16 protein-coding genes are annotated in these 20,219 nt (G+C 72.5%); 12 read left to right on the top strand and 4 right to left on the bottom strand.

The genetic code is table 11. From position 1 onward, the window contains the following. Positions 1 to 64: 64 nt before the first annotated feature. Positions 65 to 541: a MarR family transcriptional regulator gene (locus C1703_RS12675; protein ID WP_232840465.1), complete on the top strand. Its 477-nt coding sequence runs from the start codon at positions 65 to 67 to the stop codon at positions 539 to 541. Here C1703_RS12675 and C1703_RS12670 read toward each other — a convergent pair. Next, positions 529 to 1,008, bottom strand: coding sequence for a response regulator (locus C1703_RS12670; protein ID WP_114252384.1), 480 nt, complete (start codon positions 1,006 to 1,008; stop codon positions 529 to 531). The genes C1703_RS12675 and C1703_RS12670 overlap by 13 nt on opposite strands. After that, positions 1,005 to 5,087: a HAMP domain-containing protein gene (locus C1703_RS12665; protein WP_198678151.1), complete on the bottom strand. Its 4,083-nt coding sequence runs from the start codon at positions 5,085 to 5,087 to the stop codon at positions 1,005 to 1,007. Before C1703_RS12665 ends, C1703_RS12670 begins: the two co-directional genes overlap by 4 nt. 102 nt (positions 5,088 to 5,189) lie before the next feature. Here C1703_RS12665 and C1703_RS12660 point away from each other — a divergent pair, with 102 nt between their 5' ends. Then, the gene (locus C1703_RS12660; protein WP_114252382.1) at positions 5,190 to 7,403 is read left to right on the top strand and encodes a SpoIIE family protein phosphatase; all 2,214 of its coding nucleotides are present in this window, start codon (positions 5,190 to 5,192) and stop codon (positions 7,401 to 7,403) included. A gap of 48 nt (positions 7,404 to 7,451) precedes the next feature. Further along, complete coding sequence (hemW, locus tag C1703_RS12655) at positions 7,452 to 8,684, top strand: radical SAM family heme chaperone HemW (RefSeq protein WP_114257397.1); 1,233 nt, start codon at positions 7,452 to 7,454, stop codon at positions 8,682 to 8,684. Positions 8,685 to 8,697: 13 nt separating this feature from the next. Here the strand turns inward: hemW and C1703_RS12650 are convergent, their stop codons facing one another. Then, a complete protein-coding gene (locus tag C1703_RS12650; protein ID WP_114252380.1) occupies positions 8,698 to 9,501 on the bottom strand; it encodes a DUF3097 domain-containing protein in 804 nt (267 codons plus the stop codon). Positions 9,502 to 9,532: 31 nt separating this feature from the next. Further along, the gene (locus C1703_RS12645; protein WP_114252378.1) at positions 9,533 to 10,264 is read right to left on the bottom strand and encodes an MBL fold metallo-hydrolase; all 732 of its coding nucleotides are present in this window, start codon (positions 10,262 to 10,264) and stop codon (positions 9,533 to 9,535) included. Between the two features lie 172 nt (positions 10,265 to 10,436). Here C1703_RS12645 and hrcA point away from each other — a divergent pair, with 172 nt between their 5' ends. From hrcA to C1703_RS12600, 9 genes are all read left to right on the top strand, one after another. After that, positions 10,437 to 11,453 (top strand): heat-inducible transcriptional repressor HrcA, encoded by a 1,017-nt coding sequence (gene hrcA, locus C1703_RS12640; RefSeq protein ID WP_031111606.1) that lies wholly within the window; start codon positions 10,437 to 10,439, stop codon positions 11,451 to 11,453. Beyond that, positions 11,453 to 12,589, top strand: a complete 1,137-nt coding sequence (dnaJ, locus tag C1703_RS12635) for a molecular chaperone DnaJ (RefSeq protein ID WP_114252376.1) — start codon at positions 11,453 to 11,455, stop codon at positions 12,587 to 12,589. Before hrcA ends, dnaJ begins: the two co-directional genes overlap by 1 nt. A gap of 121 nt (positions 12,590 to 12,710) precedes the next feature. Beyond that, positions 12,711 to 13,799, top strand: coding sequence for a nitronate monooxygenase (locus C1703_RS12630; protein ID WP_114252374.1), 1,089 nt, complete (start codon positions 12,711 to 12,713; stop codon positions 13,797 to 13,799). Then, positions 13,796 to 14,536: a 16S rRNA (uracil(1498)-N(3))-methyltransferase gene (locus C1703_RS12625; RefSeq protein ID WP_114252372.1), complete on the top strand. Its 741-nt coding sequence runs from the start codon at positions 13,796 to 13,798 to the stop codon at positions 14,534 to 14,536. The genes C1703_RS12630 and C1703_RS12625 overlap by 4 nt, the downstream gene beginning before the upstream one ends. A 16-nt stretch (positions 14,537 to 14,552) precedes the next feature. Next, a complete protein-coding gene (locus C1703_RS12620) occupies positions 14,553 to 14,945 on the top strand; it encodes a VOC family protein (RefSeq protein ID WP_114252370.1) in 393 nt (130 codons plus the stop codon). Between the two features lie 49 nt (positions 14,946 to 14,994). Continuing rightward, positions 14,995 to 15,549, top strand: coding sequence for a hypothetical protein (locus tag C1703_RS12615; RefSeq protein WP_114252368.1), 555 nt, complete (start codon positions 14,995 to 14,997; stop codon positions 15,547 to 15,549). Positions 15,550 to 15,621: 72 nt separating this feature from the next. Beyond that, positions 15,622 to 18,822, top strand: coding sequence for a S41 family peptidase (locus C1703_RS12610; RefSeq protein ID WP_114252366.1), 3,201 nt, complete (start codon positions 15,622 to 15,624; stop codon positions 18,820 to 18,822). 125 nt (positions 18,823 to 18,947) lie between these two features. Next, a complete protein-coding gene (locus C1703_RS12605; RefSeq protein WP_114252364.1) occupies positions 18,948 to 19,301 on the top strand; it encodes a histidine triad nucleotide-binding protein in 354 nt (117 codons plus the stop codon). 5 nt (positions 19,302 to 19,306) lie between these two features. Then, positions 19,307 to 20,212 (top strand): ribonuclease Z, encoded by a 906-nt coding sequence (locus C1703_RS12600; RefSeq protein ID WP_114252362.1) that lies wholly within the window; start codon positions 19,307 to 19,309, stop codon positions 20,210 to 20,212. Positions 20,213 to 20,219: the final 7 nt, after the last annotated feature.

Below are 20,219 nucleotides of genomic sequence, written 5' to 3'. Positions count from 1 at the left end.
GTCGTCAAGGTGTTCTGTATGACAGACTATCTGTGACGATTCCGAAAGATGCTACGGTGATGTGATGCCCTCTGAACCCTGTGGCCGAGCGAACGACGGCGCCAAGTGCGTGTCCCTGGACAACGACCTGGTCTGGGCGATTCGGATGATCTCGGGGGCGCTGCGGCGCGCTGCGGCCGAGGCCGCGGAGACGCTACCCGGAGGATCACGCGCCTACTTGGTGCTCATGGCGTTGGCCGAGGCCGAGGACAAGCCCCCGACACAGCTCGAACTGGCCGGTCAGGTCGGCCTCGACCGGACGGTCATGACCTACCTCCTCGACGACCTGGAGGGGCAGGGTCTGCTGGCGCGGCGGCCGAATCCGCAGGACCGGCGGTCCCGCCACGTGGTCCTGCTGGACGAGGGCCGGGAGCAGCTGCAGCGCATGCGAGCCGATGTCGCGGCGGCCGAGGCACGGCTGCTCGCGGAGCTGAGCGAGGAACAGCGGGCCGAGTTCCGGGATCTCCTGGCCCGGGTCGCGCTCACCGCTCAGCGGGCCTGAGGGCCTCCCTCCACCCGGCGTCGTAGGTCCTGGACCTCCGCGCGCAGGCGTTCCACCTCTCTGCCCTTGCGGTAGAGGTCCAGGAAGACGCTGACCTTCGCCCTGAGGACCCAGGGGTCGAAGGGCTTGGTCAGGTAGTCGGCGGCGCCGGTCGCGTAGCCGCGGAAGGCGTAGCCCGAATCGTCGTCCGCGCCCGTGAGGAAGATGATCGGCACGTCTCTCGTCTGGTCCAGGCGCCTGATGTGGGCGGCCGTCTCGAAGCCGTCCATGCCGGGCATGCGGACGTCGAGCAGGACCAGGGCGATCGGCCGCCGCAGGACGACCTTCATCGCCTCCTCGCCGGAACGGGCGCGCACCAGCGGCTCGTTGAGGGAGGCGAGCACGGCCTCCAGGGCGATCAGGTTGTCCTCCATGTCGTCGACCAGGAGGATCCCGGCGCGTCGGTGGTGTATGCCCGCGCTGCTCATGCCTCTTCTTCCGCGCCCTCGGGGTCCAGCAGTTCGCACACGACCGTCAGCAGCCGGTCGATGTCCACCGGCTTGGGCACGTAGTCGTTGGCGCCGCGGGCGATGGACTTCTCCCGGTCGCCGGGCATCGCCTTGGCGGTCAGCGCCACGATCGGCAGGCCGGCCCAGCGGGGTGTGCGGCGGATGGCGGAGATGGTCTCGTAGCCGTCCATCTCCGGCATCATGATGTCCATCAGGACCAGTTCGACGTCCGCGCTGCGCTCCAGCGTCTCGATGCCCTCGCGGCCGTTCTCCGCGTAGAGCACGGTCATGCCGACCCGGCCCAGGACATGGGTGAGGGCGAACACGTTGCGGATGTCGTCGTCCACGATCAGCACCCGCCGCCCGGGCAGGATCCGGCCCGGCCTGCCGGACGTCCACGCCTCCAGCTTGGTCGGCGACGGCCAGGCGTCGTCCGCGTCGGGAGCGGCCGGGAGCGGTCCGGCGGCCGGCTGGAGGGGCAGGGGCAGGGTCGGGTCGGCGCGGTCCTCGACCGGGGCGGGTGCGGTGTGGCCGGGGCTGACGACGGGGACGTAGAGCGTGAAGGTGGAGCCCTTGCCGGGCTCGCTCTCGGCGACGATCCGGCCGCCGAGCAGGCCCGCGATCTCCCGGCTGATGGACAGGCCCAGCCCGGTGCCGCCGTACTTGCGGTTGGTGGTGCCGTCGGCCTGCTGGAACGCCTCGAAGATCACCGCGAGTTTCTCCGGCGCGATGCCGATGCCGGTGTCGGACACGGTGAAGGCGATCACGTCGTCGGTGTCCTGGGCATAGCGGTGCTCGGCGTCCTGCACGCGGTCCACCCGCAGCTCCACCTTGCCGGAGGCGGTGAACTTGATCGCGTTGGAGAGCAGGTTGCGCAGGATCTGCTGGAGGCGCTGCTCGTCCGAGTACATCTCGCGCGGCACGTCCTCGCCGACCGCCACCTCGAAGGCGAGCCCCCGGTCGAGGGTGAGCGGGCGGAACGTGGCGTGGACGTAGTCGAGCAGCTTGATCAGGGGGAGCCGCTTGGGGCGTACGTCCATCCGGCCCGCCTCGATCTTCGACAGGTCCAGGATGTCGTTGATGAGTTGGAGGAGGTCCGAGCCCGAGCGGTGGATCGTCGTCGCGAACTGCACCTCCTGGTCGGAGAGATGGCCGTCCGGGTTGTCGGAGAGCAGCCGGGCCAGGATCAGCAGGGAGTTCAGCGGGGTGCGCAGCTCGTGCGACATGTTCGCCAGGAACTCCGACTTGTACTGCGAGGACGTGGCCAGCAGGGCCGCCTTCTCCTCCAGTTCGGCGTTGGAGCGCTGCAATTCTCCCTGCTGCTTCTGCAGTTCGTCCGAGCGCTCCTGGAGCTGCATGGCGAGGCGCTGGGACTCGCCGAGCAGGGACTCCGTGCGGGAGTTGGCGATGATCGTGTTGATGGCGACGCCGATGGTGTTGACGAACTGGTCGAAGAAGGCCAGGTGCACATCGGAGAAGCGGGAGAACGAGGCGAGTTCGATGACGCCGAGGAGCTTGTCCTCGAAGAGGATCGGGATGATGACGATCGTGGTCGGGGCCGCCTCGCCCAGACCGCTGTTGATCTTGATGTAGTCCGGTGGGGCGCCCTCCACCAGGATCCGCTTCTTCTCCCGGGCCGCCTGCGCGACCAGGCCGTGCACCGGCAGGCCGCCGGTCTCGACGGTCGCGTCCTGGGCGGCGCCGTAGCCGGCGATGAAGGCGAGCCCCTTGGTGGGCACCGTCGCCCCGGCCTGCTCCGGATCGGCGAGGTAGAACGCGCCGTACTGCGCGTTCACCAGCGGGGTCAGCTCGCGCAGTATCAGGTCGGCGACCTCCATCAGGTCGCGGTGGCCCTGCATCAGGGCGGCGAGCCGGGCCAGGTTGGATTCCAGCCAGTCCTTCGCGCGGGTGGTCTCGCGCAGGTTGGCCACCATCAGGTTGATGTTGTCCTTCAGCTCGGCGACCTCGCCGCGCGCCTCCACCGTGATCGAGCGGGACATGTCGCCCTGCGCCACGGCCGAGGCGACCTCGGCGATCGCGCGGACCTGGGTGGTGAGGTTGAGTGCCAGTTCGTTGACGTTGGTCGTCAGCCGCTTCCAGGTGCCGTAGACGCCCTCCACCCGGGCCTGGCCGCCGAGCTGCCCCTCGGAGCCGACCTCGCGGGCCACGCGCGTGACCTCCGAGGCGAAGGAGGACAGCGTGTCGACCATCGTGTTGATGGTGGTCTTCAGCTCCAGGATCTCGCCCCGCGCGTCCACGTCGATCTTCCGGGACAGATCGCCCTGGGCCACGGCCGTCGCGACCTGGGCGATGTTGCGCACCTGCGAGGTGAGGTTGTCGGCCATGTAGTTGACGTTGTCCGTCAGGTCCCGCCAGACGCCCGACACGCCCAGCACCTGCGCCCGGCCGCCGAGCCGCCCGTCCGTGCCGACCTCCCGGGCGACCCGGGTCACCTCGTCGGCGAAGGCGCGCAGTTGCTCCACCATCGTGTTGACGGTGTCCTTCAGTTCGAGGATCTCGCCGCGGGCGTCGACCGTGATCTTCTTCGACAGGTCGCCGTTGGCGACGGCGGTCGTGACCTGGGCGATGTTGCGGACCTGGGAGGTCAGGTTCAGCGCCATGAAGTTGACGTTGTCGGTGAGGTCCTTCCACACGCCGGAGACGCCCCGGACCTGCGCCTGACCGCCGAGGTTGCCTTCCGTGCCGACCTCGCGGGCCACGCGGGTGACCTCGTCGGCGAAGGCGGACAGCTGGTCCACCATCGTGTTGATCGTCGACTTCAGCTCCAGGATCTCGCCCTTGGCCTCCACCGTGATCTTCTTGCCGAGGTCGCCCTGGGCGACGGCGGTGGAGACGAGCGCGATGTTCCGCACCTGGGAGGTGAGGTTGTCCGCCATGAAGTTGACGTTGTCGGTGAGGTCCTTCCAGACCCCGGACACGCCCCGGACCTGCGCCCGGCCGCCGAGGTTGCCTTCCGTGCCGACCTCGCGGGCCACGCGGGTGACCTCGTCGGCGAAGGCGGACAGCTGGTCGACCATGGTGTTGATCGTCGACTTCAGCTCCAGGATCTCGCCCTGCGCGTCGACCGTGATCTTCTGGGACAGGTCGCCGTTGGCCACGGCCGTCGTCACCTGGGCGATGTTGCGGACCTGCGACGTCAGGTTCGACGCCATGAAGTTGACGTTGTCGGTGAGGTCCTTCCAGACCCCGGAGACGCCCCGGACCTGCGCCCGGCCGCCCAACTGGCCCTCCGTGCCGACCTCGCGCGCGACCCGGGTGACCTCGTCGGCGAAGGCGGACAGCTGGTCCACCATCGTGTTCACGGTCAGCTTCAGTTCCAGCAGCTCGCCGGTGGCCTCGACCGTGACCGTGCGGGTCAGGTCGCCGCGCGCCACCGCCGTCGTCACCGCCGCGATGTCCCGCACCTGGGCCGTCAGCCGCGACGCCATCGTGTTGACGGCCTCCGTCACGTCCCGCCAACTGCCCGACAGGCCCTGCACCTTGGCGCGTCCGCCGAGCCGCCCCTCGGTGCCGACCTCGCGCGCGACCCGCGTCACCTCGCCCGTGAACAGGGACAGCTGGTCCACCATCTTGTTCACGGCACGGCCCATGCGACGCAGGTCGCCGCGTAACTGCCGGGTCCCGTCGTGCAGGTCGACCCGCTGGGTCAGATCGCCGCCGGCCACCGCGTCCAGCACGCGCGTCGCGTTCGCCGCCGGGGCGACCAGGGCGTCGAGCAGCTGGTTGACGTCGTCGACGCGGGACGTCCACAGTCCCTGACCCGGGCTCGCCGACAGCCGCTCGTCGAGCCGGCCGTGCCGCACCAGCTCGCGTTTGACGCGCCGCACCTCGGTCGTGAAGTGGATGCTGCGGTCCATGATCTGGTTGAAGACAGCGTTGAGTTCGGCCACCATCCCGTGGCCGGTTTCCGGCACCTTGGTGAAGTCGCCGTCGCGTGCGGCTGTCATGGCCGCGAGCAGCGGACGGAGATCGGATGCACGAATCTGACCGTCTTCGTACCGGTCTTCGACCACAGGAGTAGCACTGTTCTCACTCATGGCGGCCCACTTCGGTAACTCGGCGCTTATGGGCGTGGCCAGTCTGTCACTCTGTCGGCATCGACTGTGGCGTATTCGTACGAACTGCCCGGGGAGCTGTCCATGGGGGCCATTCCGGCGCAACGGGAGACCGCTTCCCGGGCCTCAGAGGCGCCTGCACACGCTGGGGAGACGCCCGTGCCCGCACAAGAAGGGCCCGTCGCCGAGGGGGCCGCACAGGAGTGCGCGCGGGCGCGCGCGACCCTGGGCGGCAGTTCCGTCGCGCCGGGCGCCGCCCGCGCCCTGGTGCGCGCGGCGCTCGCCGAGTGGACCGGCCTCGGCCTGCCCGGCGCCGAGCACCTCACCGACCGCCTCGCCGACGACGCCACGCTCGTCGTCAGCGAACTCGTCACCAACGCGGTCGTGCACGCGGGCACCGACGTCGAGATGGAGTGCCGCCTGGAAGGCGGCGACCAGGCCGCGGCCGCGCTCGTCGTCGAGGTCTCCGACCACCACCCCTCCCGCGCCCCGCGCGGCGGCGAGCCGGAGACACCGCACGACACCCCCGAGTACGGGCGGGGCCTGCGGCTCGTCGGCGCGCTCTGCGAGGCGTGGGGGATCACGTACCGCACGGGCCGGAAGACCGTGTGGGCGCGGCTGCCCGCCGCGGGGTGCGCGGCGGGGGAGCAGATCGAGGCGTACGCCGGGGAGCAGGCGCTGGCGCGCGGGTTGCGCGTGGCGGAGATCCTGGCACCGGAGCCTCGGTACGGCTGGGAGGCCGGTCATGTCCCGCGGGGGCACCACGATCTGCGCGACTCCCAGGACCATCACGGTCTGCGCGACCCCCGGGACCATCACGGTCTGCGCGACTCCCGGGACCATCACGGTCTGCGCGACTCCCGGGACCATCACGGTCTGCGCGACTCCCGGGACCATCACGGTCTGCGCGACTGGCGGGACTGGAGCGATCTGCGGGACTGGCGGGACCGTCACGAGGGCCGTGACGGGCCGGACGGCCGGGACGGTGCCTGGCTGGGCCGCGGCGCCCTCTCCTTCCTCGCCGAGGCCTCCGACCTGCTCGCCGGGCAGCTCGACGAGGACCTGGTCGCCGCCCTCGCCGGGCAGCTGATCGTGCCCCGGCTCGCCGACTGGTGCGCGGTCTGGCTGGAGGACGAGGCCACCGGCGGCGGCTGGGGCGGCGGAGCCGGAGCGGGCGGACCCCGGCTGGCCCGGGTCTGGCACGCCAGCGAGAACCACATCGAGGACCTGCGCCGGGCCCTGGAGAAGGACCCGCCGCCCCCCTCCGACCCGTTACGGACAGGGCCCGTCGACTACCCCTGGCCCGGCCGGGCGCTCGGCGACGCGCCCGGCGAACGGGGACAGGCACTGGCGTACCGGCTCGTCGCGGGGGGCCGTCCGCTGGGCACCCTCGTCCTCGGACGGTCCGGCACCGCCGGCTTCCCCGACGAGATCACCGGCCTCGTCGAGGACCTGAGCCGCCGCGTCGCGCTCGCCATCGGCGCCGCCCGCCAGTACGCCCGGCAGGCCACCATCAGCGCCGTGCTCCAGCGCGGACTGCTGCCCGGCGCCGTGGCCGAGATCCCCGGGGTGCGCAGCGCCCTCGTCTACGAGCCGTACGACAAGGGCGGGCCCAGCGGCGACTTCTACGACCTGTTCCCGGCCGGCGACGGCCGCTGGTGCTTCGCCGTCGGCGACGTCCAGGGCAAGGGGCCCGAGGCCGCCGTCGTCATCGGCCTCGCCCGGCCCTGGCTGCGGCTGCTGGCCCGCGAGGGCTACCGGGTCGCCGACGTCCTCGACCGCCTCAACCAGCTCCTGCTCGACGACGCCACGGAGGCCGCGGACGCGGCGGCCCGGGCACTGGTCGCCGCGGGCGCGCGACCGACCCCGCCCGGCGACGGCCCCCAGACGCGCTTCCTGTCCCTGCTCTACGGCGAACTGGTCCCCTTCGACGGAGGCGTCCGCTGCACCGTCGCCTCCGCCGGGCACCCGCTGCCCCTGCTGCTCGGGGCGGGCGGCGAGGTCCACACGTGCGCGCAGCCGCAGACGCTCCTGGGCGTCGTCGAGGACGCCACGTACAGCAGCGAGACCTTCGAGCTGCGCTCCGGCGACACGCTGCTGTGCGTCACCGACGGCGTGACCGAGCGCCGCTCCGGATCCCGCCAGTTCGACGACGGGGACGGGCTCGCCGCGGCGCTGGCCGGGTGCGCCGGGCTGGACGCCGAGCTGATAGCCGAGCGGATCAACCGGCTCGTGCACGAGTTCGGGGCGCGGCCCCCGGCGGACGATCTGGCGCTGCTGGTGCTCCAGGCGGAGTGACCGCTGCTCCGGGCGGAGGCACCGCGCGGGTGCTGGACAATGGAAGGCATGCCTTCCGCTCTCCCCGACGGCGAGCCGGTCCCCGAGGACGGCGCGCTGCCCGCGTCCGCGCTCGCCGGGGCCGCCGACCGCCCGCTCGGGTTCTACCTGCACGTCCCGTACTGCGCGACCCGCTGCGGCTACTGCGACTTCAACACGTACACGGCGACCGAGCTGCGCGGCACCGGCGGTGTGCTCGCCTCCCGCGACAACTACGCCGAGACGCTCGTCGACGAGATCCGGCTGGCGCGGAAGGTGCTGGGAGACGACCCGAGGCCCGTCCGTACGGTGTTCGTGGGCGGCGGTACGCCGACGCTGCTGGACGCCGGTGACCTCGTACGGATGCTGCGGGCCGTCCGGGACGAGTTCGGGCTGGCGGCGGATGCCGAGGTCACCACGGAGGCGAACCCGGAGTCGGTCGACCCCGCGTATCTGGCCGCCCTGCGCGCGGGGGGCTTCAACCGGATCTCCTTCGGGATGCAGAGCGCGCGGCAGCACGTGCTGAAGGTGCTGGACCGGACGCACACGCCGGGGCGGCCTCAGGCGTGTGTCGCGGAGGCCCGGGCGGCCGGGTTCGAGCATGTGAACCTCGACCTGATCTACGGCACGCCGGGGGAGTCGGACGAGGACTGGCGGGCGTCGCTGGACGCGGTGCTGGGGGCCGGGCCGGACCATGTCAGCGCGTACGCGTTGATCGTGGAGGAGGGGACGCAGCTGGCGCGGCGGATCCGCCGGGGCGAGGTGCCGATGACCGACGACGATGTGCATGCCGACCGGTACCTGATCGCGGACGAGGTGCTGTCGGGTGCCGGGTTCGAGTGGTACGAGGTGTCGAACTGGGCGACCTCCGCGGCGGGGCGGTGTCTGCACAACGAGCTGTACTGGCGGGGGGCCGACTGGTGGGGGGCCGGGCCGGGCGCGCACAGTCATGTGGGCGGGGTGCGGTGGTGGAACGTGAAGCACCCGGGCGCGTACGCGGCGGCGCTGGCTGCCGGGCGGTCGCCCGGGGCCGGGCGTGAGGTGCTGTCGGAGGAGGATCGGCGGGTCGAGCGGATTCTGCTGGAGCTTCGGCTGCGAGAGGGCGTGCCGTTGTCCGTCCTGCGGGAGGAGGGGCTTGCGGCGTCTCGGCGGGCCTTGTCCGAAGGACTGCTTCAGGAGCGGCCGTACGAGGAGGGGCGGGCTGTGCTGACGCTGCGGGGGCGGTTGCTGGCGGACGGGGTCGTGCGCGATCTGGTGGACTGACAGCGAAGAGCGCCTATGGTGCCGTCACGAAGTCGATCAGTTCTTCCACCCTGCCCAGCAGTTCCGGCTCCAGGTCCTTGTACGTGCGTACGGCCGACAGGATCCGCTGCCACGCCGCGCCCGTGTTCTCCGGCCAGCCCAGGGCGCGGCACACGCCCGTCTTCCAGTCCTGGCCCCTCGGGATCCGGGGCCAGGCCTCGATGCCCAGGGACGACGGTTTCACCGCCTCCCAGATGTCGATGTAGGGGTGCCCGACCACCAGCGCGTGGTCGCTCGTCACCGACTGGGCGATGTGCCACTCCTTCGAGCCGGGGACGAGGTGGTCGACCAGGACGCCGAGCCGCGCGTCGGGGCCGGGGGCGAAGGAGTCGACGATGGACGGGAGGTCGTCCACGCCCTCCAGGTACTCCACGACCACGCCCTCGATGCGCAGGTCGTCGCCCCACACCTTCTCGACCAGTTCGGCGTCGTGCCGGCCCTCGACGTAGATGCGGCCGGCGCGGGCCACGCGCGCGCGTGCGCCGGGCACCGCCACCGAACCGGAGGCCGTACGGGTGGGACGGGCCGGGGCGCCGGACGAGGGGCGGACCAGCGTCACGACCTTGCCCTCCAGCAGGAAGCCGCGCGGCTCCATCGGGAACACGCGGTGCTTGCCGAAGCGGTCCTCCAGCGTCACCGTCCCGGCCTCGCAGCGGATGACCGCCCCGCAGAAGCCGCTGCCGGGCTCCTCCACCACCAGGCCCGGTTCCGCCGGGACCTCGGGGACCGGCTGGGGCTTCTTCCACGGCGGGGTCAGGTCCGGAGAGTACTGGCGCATTCGGATGACGATAGGAGAACCGGGCGGGCGGTCACGGAGACACGCCGAAACGGGTCGCCAGCGCGTCCCGCTGGGCCCGGACGAACGCCGCGCCCACCACCGCTCCGTGACCGGGCACGTACAGCGCGTCCTCACCGCCGAGCGCGAGCAGCCGGTCCAGCGCGGCCGGCCAGTGCGACGGCACGGCGTCCGGGCCCGCCTGGGGCTCGCCGGACTCCTCGACCAGGTCGCCGCAGAACACCACCTCCGGATCGCCCGGCACCAGCACCGCGAGGTCGTGCGCGGTGTGCCCCGGGCCCACGTTCGCCAGCAGCACCTGGCGCCCGCCGCCCAGGTCCAGGGTCCATTCGCCGGACACCAGGTGCCGGGGCGGGACGAGCCGGTCCGCCGACTCCCGGGCGACCGTCTCGTTCAGGCCGTTGCGCACCGCGTCCGCGTACAGCTCCTCGCGGTCCCGCGCGCGGGTCAGCACCGCGTCCACGCCGACCGCGCCGAACACCTCCGCCCCCGGGAACGCCGCCACCCCGAAGACGTGGTCGAAGTGGGGATGGGTCAGCGCGAGATGTGTCACACGGTGACCGGTGAGCGACTGCGCCTGTTCGCGCAACCGCGCGCCCTCGGCCGGGCTGGACCCGGCGTCGATCACCAGGACCGCGTCCTCGCCGGCGACCAGCCCCGCCGTGCAGTCCCACACCGGCAGCCGGCACCGCCCCACCCCGGCGGCCACGCGCTCCCACCCGAGCTCTTCCCAAGTCACCGTCATACGGCGACGCTAGCGGTGCGCCCCGCCCGGGGCACGACGCCGCACGACCAGCCTTGCCGGGGGCGTACCCCACCGCCGTACACTGGGCCGGGGAACATTGGCACTCGCACGCGCAGAGTGCCAGGCCGCGAACCAGCGGGGCAGCAGGCGGAGACTTCTGGAGGTGTGCGCGATGCTCAGTGAACGCAGGCTTCAGGTGCTGCGCGCCATCGTCCAGGACTACGTCGGCACCGAGGAGCCGGTCGGCTCCAAGGCCCTCACCGAGCGGCACAACCTCGGCGTCTCCCCGGCGACCGTCCGCAACGACATGGCGGCCCTGGAGGACGAGGGATACATCGCCCAGCCGCACACCAGCGCGGGGCGCATCCCCACCGACAAGGGCTACCGCCTGTTCGTGGACAAGCTCGCCGGCGTCAAGCCCATGACCGCACCCGAGCGGCGCGCGATCCAGAACTTCCTGGAGGGCGCCGTCGACCTCGACGACGTCGTGGCCCGCACGGTACGGCTGCTCGCGCAGCTCACGCGCCAGGTCGCCGTCGTGCAGTACCCGTCGCTGACCCGGTCCACCGTGCGCCACGTGGAGCTGCTCTCCCTGGCGCCCGCGCGGGTGATGCTCGTGCTGATCACGGACACCGGGCGGGTCGAGCAGCGGGTGGTCGACTGCCCGGCGCCCTTCGGCGAGGCCTCGCTCGCGGATCTGCGCGCGCGCCTCAACAGCCGGGTGGCGAACCGCCGTTTCGCGGATGTGCCGAGTCTGGTGGAGGATCTCCCGGAGGCTTTCGAGCACGAGGACCGGGGTACGGTCTCCACGGTGCTCTCCACGCTTCTGGAGACGCTCGTCGAGGAGAACGAGGAGCGGCTGATGATCGGCGGCACCGCCAATCTGACCCGCTTCGGTCATGACTTCCCCCTCACGATCCGGCCCGTGCTGGAGGCGCTTGAGGAGCAGGTCGTGCTCCTCAAGCTGCTCGGCGAGGCGAAGGATCCGGGCGTGACCGTCCGTATCGGTCACGAGAACGCCCACGAAGGACTCAACTCCACGTCCGTCGTGTCGGTCGGCTACGGTTCGGGCGGCGAGGCAGTCGCCAAGCTCGGCGTGGTCGGACCGACCCGCATGGACTACCCGGGAACGATGGGAGCGGTACGCGCAGTGGCACGGTACGTCGGACAGATCCTGGCGGAGTCGTAGTGGCCACGGACTACTACGCCGTACTCGGCGTGCGCCGCGACGCGTCGCAGGAAGAGATCAAGAAGGCCTTCCGGCGGCTCGCCCGCGAGCTGCATCCGGACGTCAACCCCGATCCGAAGACCCAGGAGCGGTTCAAGGAGATCAACGCCGCCTACGAGGTGCTGTCGGACCCGCAGAAGAAGCAGGTCTACGACCTCGGCGGCGATCCGCTCTCGCAGGCCCAGGGCGGCGGCGCGGGCGGCTTCGGAGCCGGTGGCTTCGGGAACTTCTCCGACATCATGGACGCGTTCTTCGGCACGGCGTCGCAGCGCGGTCCCCGCTCGCGCACCCGCCGCGGCCAGGACGCCATGATCCGCATCGAGGTGGAGCTGGACGAGGCGGCCTTCGGCACGACGAAGGACATCCAGGTCGACACGGCGGTCGTCTGCAACACCTGTAACGGTGAAGGCGCCGCCCCCGGTACCTCCGCCCAGACGTGTGACATGTGCCGCGGCCGCGGTGAGGTGTCGCAGGTCACCCGGTCCTTCCTGGGCCAGGTCATGACGTCCCGGCCGTGCCCGCAGTGCCAGGGCTTCGGCACGGTCGTCCCGACGCCGTGCCCCGAGTGCGCGGGCGACGGCCGCGTCCGCTCCCGCCGCACGCTCACGGTCAAGATCCCGGCCGGTGTCGACAACGGCACGCGGATCCAGCTGGCCGGCGAGGGCGAGGTCGGACCCGGTGGCGGTCCGGCCGGTGACCTCTACGTCGAGATCCACGAGCTGCCCCACGCGCAGTTCCAGCGCCGCGGCGACGACCTGCACTGCACGGTCACGCTCCCCATGACGGCGGCGGCCCTCGGCACGAAGGTGCCGCTGGAGACGCTGGACGGCCTGGAGGAGGTCGACATCCGCCCGGGCACCCAGTCCGGCCAGTCGATCCCGCTGCACGGCCGCGGTGTCACCCACCTGCGCGGCGGCGGACGCGGCGACCTCATCGTCCACGTCGAGGTCCAGACCCCGACCAAGCTCGATCCCGAACAGGAACGCCTCCTGCGCGAGCTGGCGAAGCTCCGCGGCGAGGAGCGGCCTCAGGGTCAGTTCCAGCCTGGTCAGCAGGGTTTGTTCTCCCGGCTGAAGGACGCCTTCAACGGGCGCTGACACGGCCGACCCGGCCGCTGCCGGGGTCCGGGGGGCGTCCCCCGGACAAGCACAGCCTCTGGTCTATGCCATGCGGCAGGCCGGTTTCGGAGTTGTTCGGAGGACGTGACAACATGCGGTCATGTCCTCCGCTCTGACCGATCTCTTCCCCCTCCCGATCGTGCAGGCCCCCATGGCGGGCGGCGTCTCCGTGCCGCAGCTCGCCGCCGCCGTGTGCGAGGCGGGCGGGCTCGGGTTCCTCGCCGCCGGGTACAAGACCGCCGACGGGATGTACGAGGAGATCAAGCAGCTGAGGAGCCTCACGGGCAGGCCCTTCGGCGTCAACCTCTTCATGCCGCAGCCGGAGTACGCCGACCCGGCCGCCGTCGACGTCTACGCCCACCAGCTGGCCGGCGAGGCCACCTGGTACGAGGCCGAGCTGGGCGACCCCGACAGCGGCCGCGACGACGGCTACGAGACCAAGCTCGCGGTGCTCCGCGACAACCCCGTGCCCGTCGTGTCGTTCCACTTCGGCGCCCCGAGCCGCGAGGTCGTCGACGGCCTGCACCGCGTCGGCACCTTCGTCCTGGTCACCGCCACCACCCCCGACGAGGCCCGGGCCGTCGAACGGGCGGGCGCGGACGCGGTCATCGCGCAGGGTGTCGAGGCCGGCGGCCACCAGGGCACCCACCGGGACATCCCCGAGACGGACGGTTCCGGCATCGGCCTGCTGTCGCTGGTCGCCCAGATCAGGGAGGCCGTCAACCTCCCGATCATCGCCGCCGGCGGCATCATGCGCGGCGGCCAGATCGCCGCGGTGCTCGCCGCCGGCGCGAGCGCGGCCCAGCTCGGCACGGCGTTCCTCGCCACGCCCGAGTCGGGCGCGAACGCCCTGCACAAGCAGGCACTGACCAACCCCCTGTTCGTACGCACGGAGTTGACCCGGGCCTTCTCCGGGCGGCCGGCGCGCGGCCTCGTCAACCGGTTCCTGCGCGAGCACGGCCCGTACGCGCCCGCCGCCTACCCCGAGATCCACCACCTCACCTCGCCGCTGCGCAAGGCCGCCGCCAAGGCCGGTGACGCGCAGGGCATGGCGCTGTGGGCCGGGCAGGGGCACCGGATGGCGCGGGAGCTGCCCGCCGGGCAGCTGGTGGAGGTGCTGGCCGGTGAACTCGCCGCCGCCAGGACAGCGTTGTCGGGCGGGGGCATCCCGGGCGGAGGCCTTCGATGACCGCGCCGGTCTTCGTCGTCGACCACTTCGACGCGGGCGGCGGCGGCCGGTACGTCCTCGACGGGCCGGAAGGGCGGCACGCCGTCTCCGTGAAGCGGCTGCGGCCCGGCGAGGACGTGGTCCTCACCGACGGGGCCGGGCGCTGGGCGGACTGCGTGGTGCTCGACACCGAGGGCAAGGACCGGCTGATCGTCCAGCTGGACTCGGTGAGCGAGGAGCCGCCGGAGCAGCCGCGGCTGACCGTCGTACAGGCGCTGCCCAAGGGGGATCGGGGGGAGCTGGCCGTCGAGACGATGACCGAGGTCGGCGTCGACGCGATCGTGCCCTGGGCGGCGGCGCGCTGCATCACGCAGTGGAAGGGCGACCGCGGGGCCAAGGCGCTGGGCAAGTGGCGGGCCACGGCACGGGAGGCCGGCAAGCAGTCGCGCCGGGTGCGGTTCCCCGAGGTCGCGGAGGCGGCCACGACCAAGCAGGTCGCGGCGCTGCTGGCGGGCGCCGACTTCGCCGCCGTGCTGCACGAGAGCGGGGACGCGCCGCTGGCGGCGGCCGAACTGCCGTCGTCCGGCGACATCGTGCTGGTCGTGGGGCCCGAAGGGGGCGTGGCGCCGGAGGAGTTGGCGCTGTTCGAGGAGGCGGGGGCCGGGGCGTACCGCCTCGGGCGCAGTGTGCTGCGCACATCGACCGCCGGGACCGCGGCCGCCGCCGTGCTCCTGGCTCGTACCGGCCGCTGGTCCTGACCCCCTTGGAGGAACCGTGGAACTCGCCCAAGTACGCCTGCTCGTCACCGACTTCGCCGCGTGTTACCGCTTCTACGGCGACGTCCTCGGCCTCAAGCCCCAGTCGGGGGCGGCCGAGGGGCCGTACGAGAAGTTCAGCCCCGCCGTCGGCTCCGCGGGGATCGCGCTGCAGGACCGGTCGATGATGGCCGAGGTGCTCGACGAGGTGGGGGACGCGGCCACCGGGCACCGGTCCCTCGTCGTGCTGCGGGTGGACGCGCTGGACGCGTACTGCGAGGAGATCACGCTGCGCGGCGCCACGATCCTGCACGGCCCGGCGCCCATGACCGACCGCATGCGGGTCGCCCACCTCAAGGACCCCGAGGGCAACCTGGTGGAGCTTCAGGAGTGGCTGCTGCTGCGCGGTTGACGCCTTTGCGCCCTACCGCGCCGCCCCCGTCAGTGGCAGGCTCCCCTTCATGGGGGCGTACAGGAGGATCTGGCGGGGGCCGCGCGGCCGGCGGGTGGCTGTCGCGGCGGTGTTCGGGGCCGTCGCCGTGGGCGGGGCCGTCGCGTGCGAGCCGGGCAGCGGCATCAGCTCCGCGGCCGTCGCGTACACCACCGACGAGGCCGTGACCAAGGAACTCGACCGGCAGAAGGCGGGCGTGCGCTGGCTCAGTTGCACCGCCTCCTACGGCGACACCGGCAGGACGTCGGCACCCCCGCCCTCGGCGAGCGAGAAGACCGTCGCCACCGTCGACTGCCAGGGCGAGACGAAGGACGGCAAGGAGATCACCGTCGACGGCAAGGTCACCCACGCCGTCGAAGGCGCCTGCGTGCGCGGGAACATCACCGCCAAGGTCGACGGCAAGGTCTGGTTCGAGGTGGACGGGCTCGGCGACTGCAACGCCACCAGCCCGCCGCCCGTGGGCGGCCCCACCCAGGGGCAGCCCGGACCCACCGTCACCGTGACCGTCACCCAGACCATCTGGTGCGACCGGTACCCCGACTGCCGGCCCGTCGAGGGCAAGTGACGTACGCGAGGGGCGAACGGCAAGTGATCCGAAGTCTGTCCGCGGCGCGCCGTTGCTGCATAGGGTGATCGGGTGACACAGTCCGCATCGCCTGCTTATCTCCGGTTCCCGCACGTGCACGGCGACCTGGTCGCCTTCACCGCCGAGGACGACGTGTGGCTCGCCCCGCTCGACGGCGGCCGGGCCTGGCGGGTCAGCGCCGACAACGTGCCGGTGACCCAGCCCCGCATCTCCCCGGACGGCACCACCGTCGCCTGGACCTCCACCCGGGACGGCGCCCCCGAGGTGCACATCGCCCCCGTCGACGGAGGCGCCGCCAAGCGCCTGACGTACTGGGGGAGTCTGAAGACCCAGGTGCGCGGCTGGACCCCGGACGGCGAGGTACTGGCGATCAGCACCCAGGGGCAGGCGAGCCTGCGCCGCACCTGGGCGCGTGCCGTCCCGCTCGACGGCGGCCCGGCCGCCACCCTGCCCTACGGCCCCGTCGGCGACATCGCCTACGGCCCGCACACGGTGCTGCTGTCCGCGCCCATGGGACGCGAGGCGGCCTGGTGGAAGCGGTACCGGGGCGGTACGGCGGGCAAGTTGTGGATCGACCGCGAGGGCGACGGCGAGTTCGTCCGGCTCCACGAGGACCTCGACGGCAACATCGAGTACCCGCTGTGGGCGGGGGACCGGGTCGCGTTCCTCTCCGACCACGAGGGCACCGGCGCGCTGTACTCCTCCCTCGCCGACGGCTCCGACCTGCGCCGCCACACCCCCCTCGACGGCTTCTACGCCCGGCACGCCGCGACCGACGGCACCCGGGTCGTCTACTCCAGCGCCGGTGAACTCTGGCTGCTGGACGACCTGGACGGGGCCGAGCCGCGCCGGCTCGACGTGCGGCTGGGCGGGCAGCGCGTCGACCTCCAGCCGTTCCCGGTGAACGCCGCCCGCTGGTTCGGGTCGGCGTCCCCGGACCACACCGCGCGGGGCAGCGCCGTCTCCGTGCGCGGCTCCGTCCACTGGGTCACCCACCGCTCCGGCCCGGCCCGCGCGCTGGCCGCGACACCCGGCGTACGGGCCCGGCTGCCGCGGACGTTCCGCGCCGACGGCGAGGAGTGGGTGGTGTGGGTGACGGACGCCGAGGGCGACGACGCCCTGGAGTTCGCGCCCGCCACCGGCCTCGCCCCCGGGGCGACACCGCGCCGGCTCGCCGCCGGGCAGCTCGGCCGCGTACTGGACCTCGCCATGGCGCCCGACGGCAGCCGCGCCGCCGTGGCCTCCCACGACGGGCGCCTGCTGCTCGTCGAGCGGGAGACCGGCGAGGTGCGGGAGGTCGACCGCAGCGAGGACGGCGACGTGTCGGGGCTCGTCTTCTCACCCGACTCGACCTGGCTCGCCTGGTCCCACCCCGGCCCGCGGCCCCTGTGCCAGCTGAAGCTCGCCAACACCACCGACCTGTCGGTCACCGAGGCGACCCCGCTGCGCTTCCAGGACTACGCGCCCGCGTTCACCGCCGACGGCAAGCACCTCGCGTTCCTGTCGACCCGCTCCTTCGACCCGGTCTACGACGAGCACGTCTTCGACCTGGCCTTCGTCGAGGGCGCCCGGCCGCACCTCATCACCCTCGCGGCGACCACCCCGTCGCCGTTCGGGCCGCAGCGGCACGGCCGGTCCTTCGAGACGCCCGACCGGGAGGAGACCCCCGACAGCGAGGGCACCCCCACCACCCGCATCGACCTCGAGGGCCTCGCCGACCGCATCGTGCCCTTCCCGGTCGAGGCCGCCCGCTACTCCAACCTGCGGGCCGCCAAGGACGGCGTGCTGTGGCTGCGCCACCCGGTCGCCGGTGTGCTCGGCGCGTCCCGGGCCACCCCGGACGACCCCGAGCCCAAGTCCGAGCTGGAGCGGTACGACCTCGCCCAGCAGCGCGTCGAGCACCTCGCCGTCGACGCCGACCACTTCGAGGTCAGCGGCGACGGCAAGCGGGTGCTGCTGTGGACCGACGGACGGCTGAAGGTCGTCCCCAGCGACCGGCGCGCCTCGAACGACGACGACAGCGACACCAACATCACCGTCGACCTCGGCCGCGTACGGCAGTTCGTCGACCCGGCGGCCGAGTGGCGGCAGATGTTCGACGAGAACGGCCGCATCATGCGGGACCACTTCTGGCGGCCGGACATGAGCGGCGTCGACTGGGACGGCGTCCTCGACCGCTACCGCCCGGTCGTGGACCGGTGCGCCACCCATGACGACCTCGTCGACCTGCTGTGGGAGGTCCAGGGCGAACTCGGCACCTCGCACGCCTACGTCACCCCGCGCGGCGGCCACGGCGGCGGCCCCCGCCAGGGCCTGCTCGGCGCCGACATCTCCCGCCACGAGGACGGCAGCTGGCGCGTCGACCGCATCCTGCCCTCCGAGACCTCCGACCCGGACGCCCGCAGCCCGCTGGCCGCCCCCGGCGTCGCGGTACGCCCCGGGGACGCCATCGTCGCGATCGCCGGGCAGCCCGTCGACCCGGTCGCAGGCCCCGGCCCGCTCCTGATCGGCACGGCGGGCAAGCCGGTGGAGCTGACCATCTCCCCGTCCGGCGGCGGCGACCCGCGGCACGCCGTCGTCGTCCCGGTCGCCGACGAGGAGCCCCTGCGCTACCACGCCTGGGTCGCCGACCGCCGCGCCTACGTCCACGAGAAGTCCGGCGGCCGCCTCGGCTACCTGCACGTCCCCGACATGCAGGCGCCCGGCTGGGCCCAGATCCACCGCGACCTGCGCGTCGAGGTCGCCCGCGAGGGCCTGGTCGTCGACGTCCGCGAGAACCGCGGCGGCCACACCTCCCAACTGGTCGTGGAGAAGCTGGCCCGCCGCGTCGTCGGCTGGGACCTGCCCCGCGGCATGCGCGCCGAGAGCTACCCGCGCGACGCGCCCCGCGGCCCGGTCGTCGCCGTGGCCAACGAGTTCTCCGGCTCCGACGGCGACATCGTCAACGCCGCGATCAAGGCCCTCGGCATCGGCCCGGTCGTCGGCACCCGCACCTGGGGCGGCGTCATCGGCATCGACAGCCGCTACCGCCTGGTCGACGGCACGCTGGTCACCCAGCCGAAGTACGCGTTCTGGCTGGAGGGCTACGGGTGGGGGGTGGAGAACCACGGGGTGGATCCGGACGTGGAGGTGGTGCAACGCCCCCAGGACTACGCGGCGGGCAGGGATGCGCAGCTCGACGAGGCCATCCGTATGGCGCTCGAAAGCCTGGAGACGGCACCGGCGAAAACGCCTCCGGGCCTGCCCGCCTGAGGGGCGCGGGGCTGTGTCGACATGCGGCTCCGCCGCGTGGGCGCGACCAGCCACGAATCACCCGCGCCCGACGACGATACGATGCCGACTGCGCACCACACCGCCCAGACTTCGGAGGTAACCGAATGGCCGGGGAACCCCAGGACGACTGCCTGTTCTGCAAGATCGTCGCAGGCACCATCCCGGCGACGATCGTCCGCCAGACGGACACCACCGTCGCCTTCCGCGACATCAACCCCCAGGCACCCACCCACGTCCTCGTGATCCCCAAGGCCCACTACGAGAACGCCGCCGCCCTCGCCGCCGCCGACCCGGCCCTCACCGCGGACGTGCTGCGCGAGGCCCAGGCCGTCGCGGACGAGGAGAAGCTCGACAGCTACCGCCTCGTCTTCAACACCGGCAGCGGCGCCGGCCAGACCGTCTGGCACGTGCACGGCCACGTGCTCGGCGGCCGCGGCCTCGAATGGCCCCCGGGATAACCGCCTTGTCCGTCCGCGAACTCGTCGTCCTCGGCACCGCCAGCCAGGTCCCGACCCGGCACCGCAACCACAACGGCTACCTGCTGCGCTGGGACGGCGAGGGCATCCTGTTCGACCCCGGCGAGGGCACGCAGCGCCAGATGCTGCGCGCCGGGGTCGCCGCGCACGACCTGAATCGCATCTGCGTCACGCACTTCCACGGCGACCACTCCCTCGGCCTCGCCGGCGTGATCCAGCGCATCAACCTCGACAAGGTCCCGCACGAGATCACCGCCCACTACCCCCGCTCCGGGCAGCGCTTCTTCCACCGGCTCCGGTACGCCACCGCCTACCGCGAGACCGTCGGCATCACCGAGGCCCCGGTGGCCTCCGACGGGCCCCTCGCCCGCACCGGCGCCTACACACTGGAGGCCCGCAAGCTGTCGCACCCGGTGGAGTCCTACGGCTACCGGATCGTCGAGCCCGACGGCCGCCGCATGCTGCCCGAGCGGCTCGCCGCGCACGGCGTCAAGGGCCCGGACATCGGCCGGATCCAGCGCGAGGGCTCGCTCGGCGGGGTGTCGCTGGAGGACGTCAGCGAGGTGCGGCGCGGGCAGCGGTTCGCGTTCGTCATGGACACCCGGCTCTGCGACGGGGTGTACGCGCTGGCCGAGGGCTGCGACCTGCTCGTCATCGAGTCGACGTTCCTCGACGAGGACGAGGAACTCGCCGTCGAGCACGGCCACCTGACGGCGGCTCAGGCCGCGCGGGTGGCCCGGGAGAGCGGGGTGCGGCACCTCGTGCTCACCCACTTCAGCCAGCGCTATACCGACCCGGACGACTTCGAGCGGCAGGCACGGGCCGCCGGGTACGACGGTGAGCTGACCGTGGCGCACGATCTACTGAGGGTGCCGGTTCCGAAGCGTCGGTGAAACGGCC

The organism is Streptomyces sp. Go-475 (genome assembly GCF_003330845.1).
GTDB lineage: Bacteria > Actinomycetota > Actinomycetes > Streptomycetales > Streptomycetaceae > Streptomyces.
The sequence above is the reverse complement of the archived record's forward strand: the minus strand, read 5'-3'. Positions and strand labels throughout refer to the sequence as shown.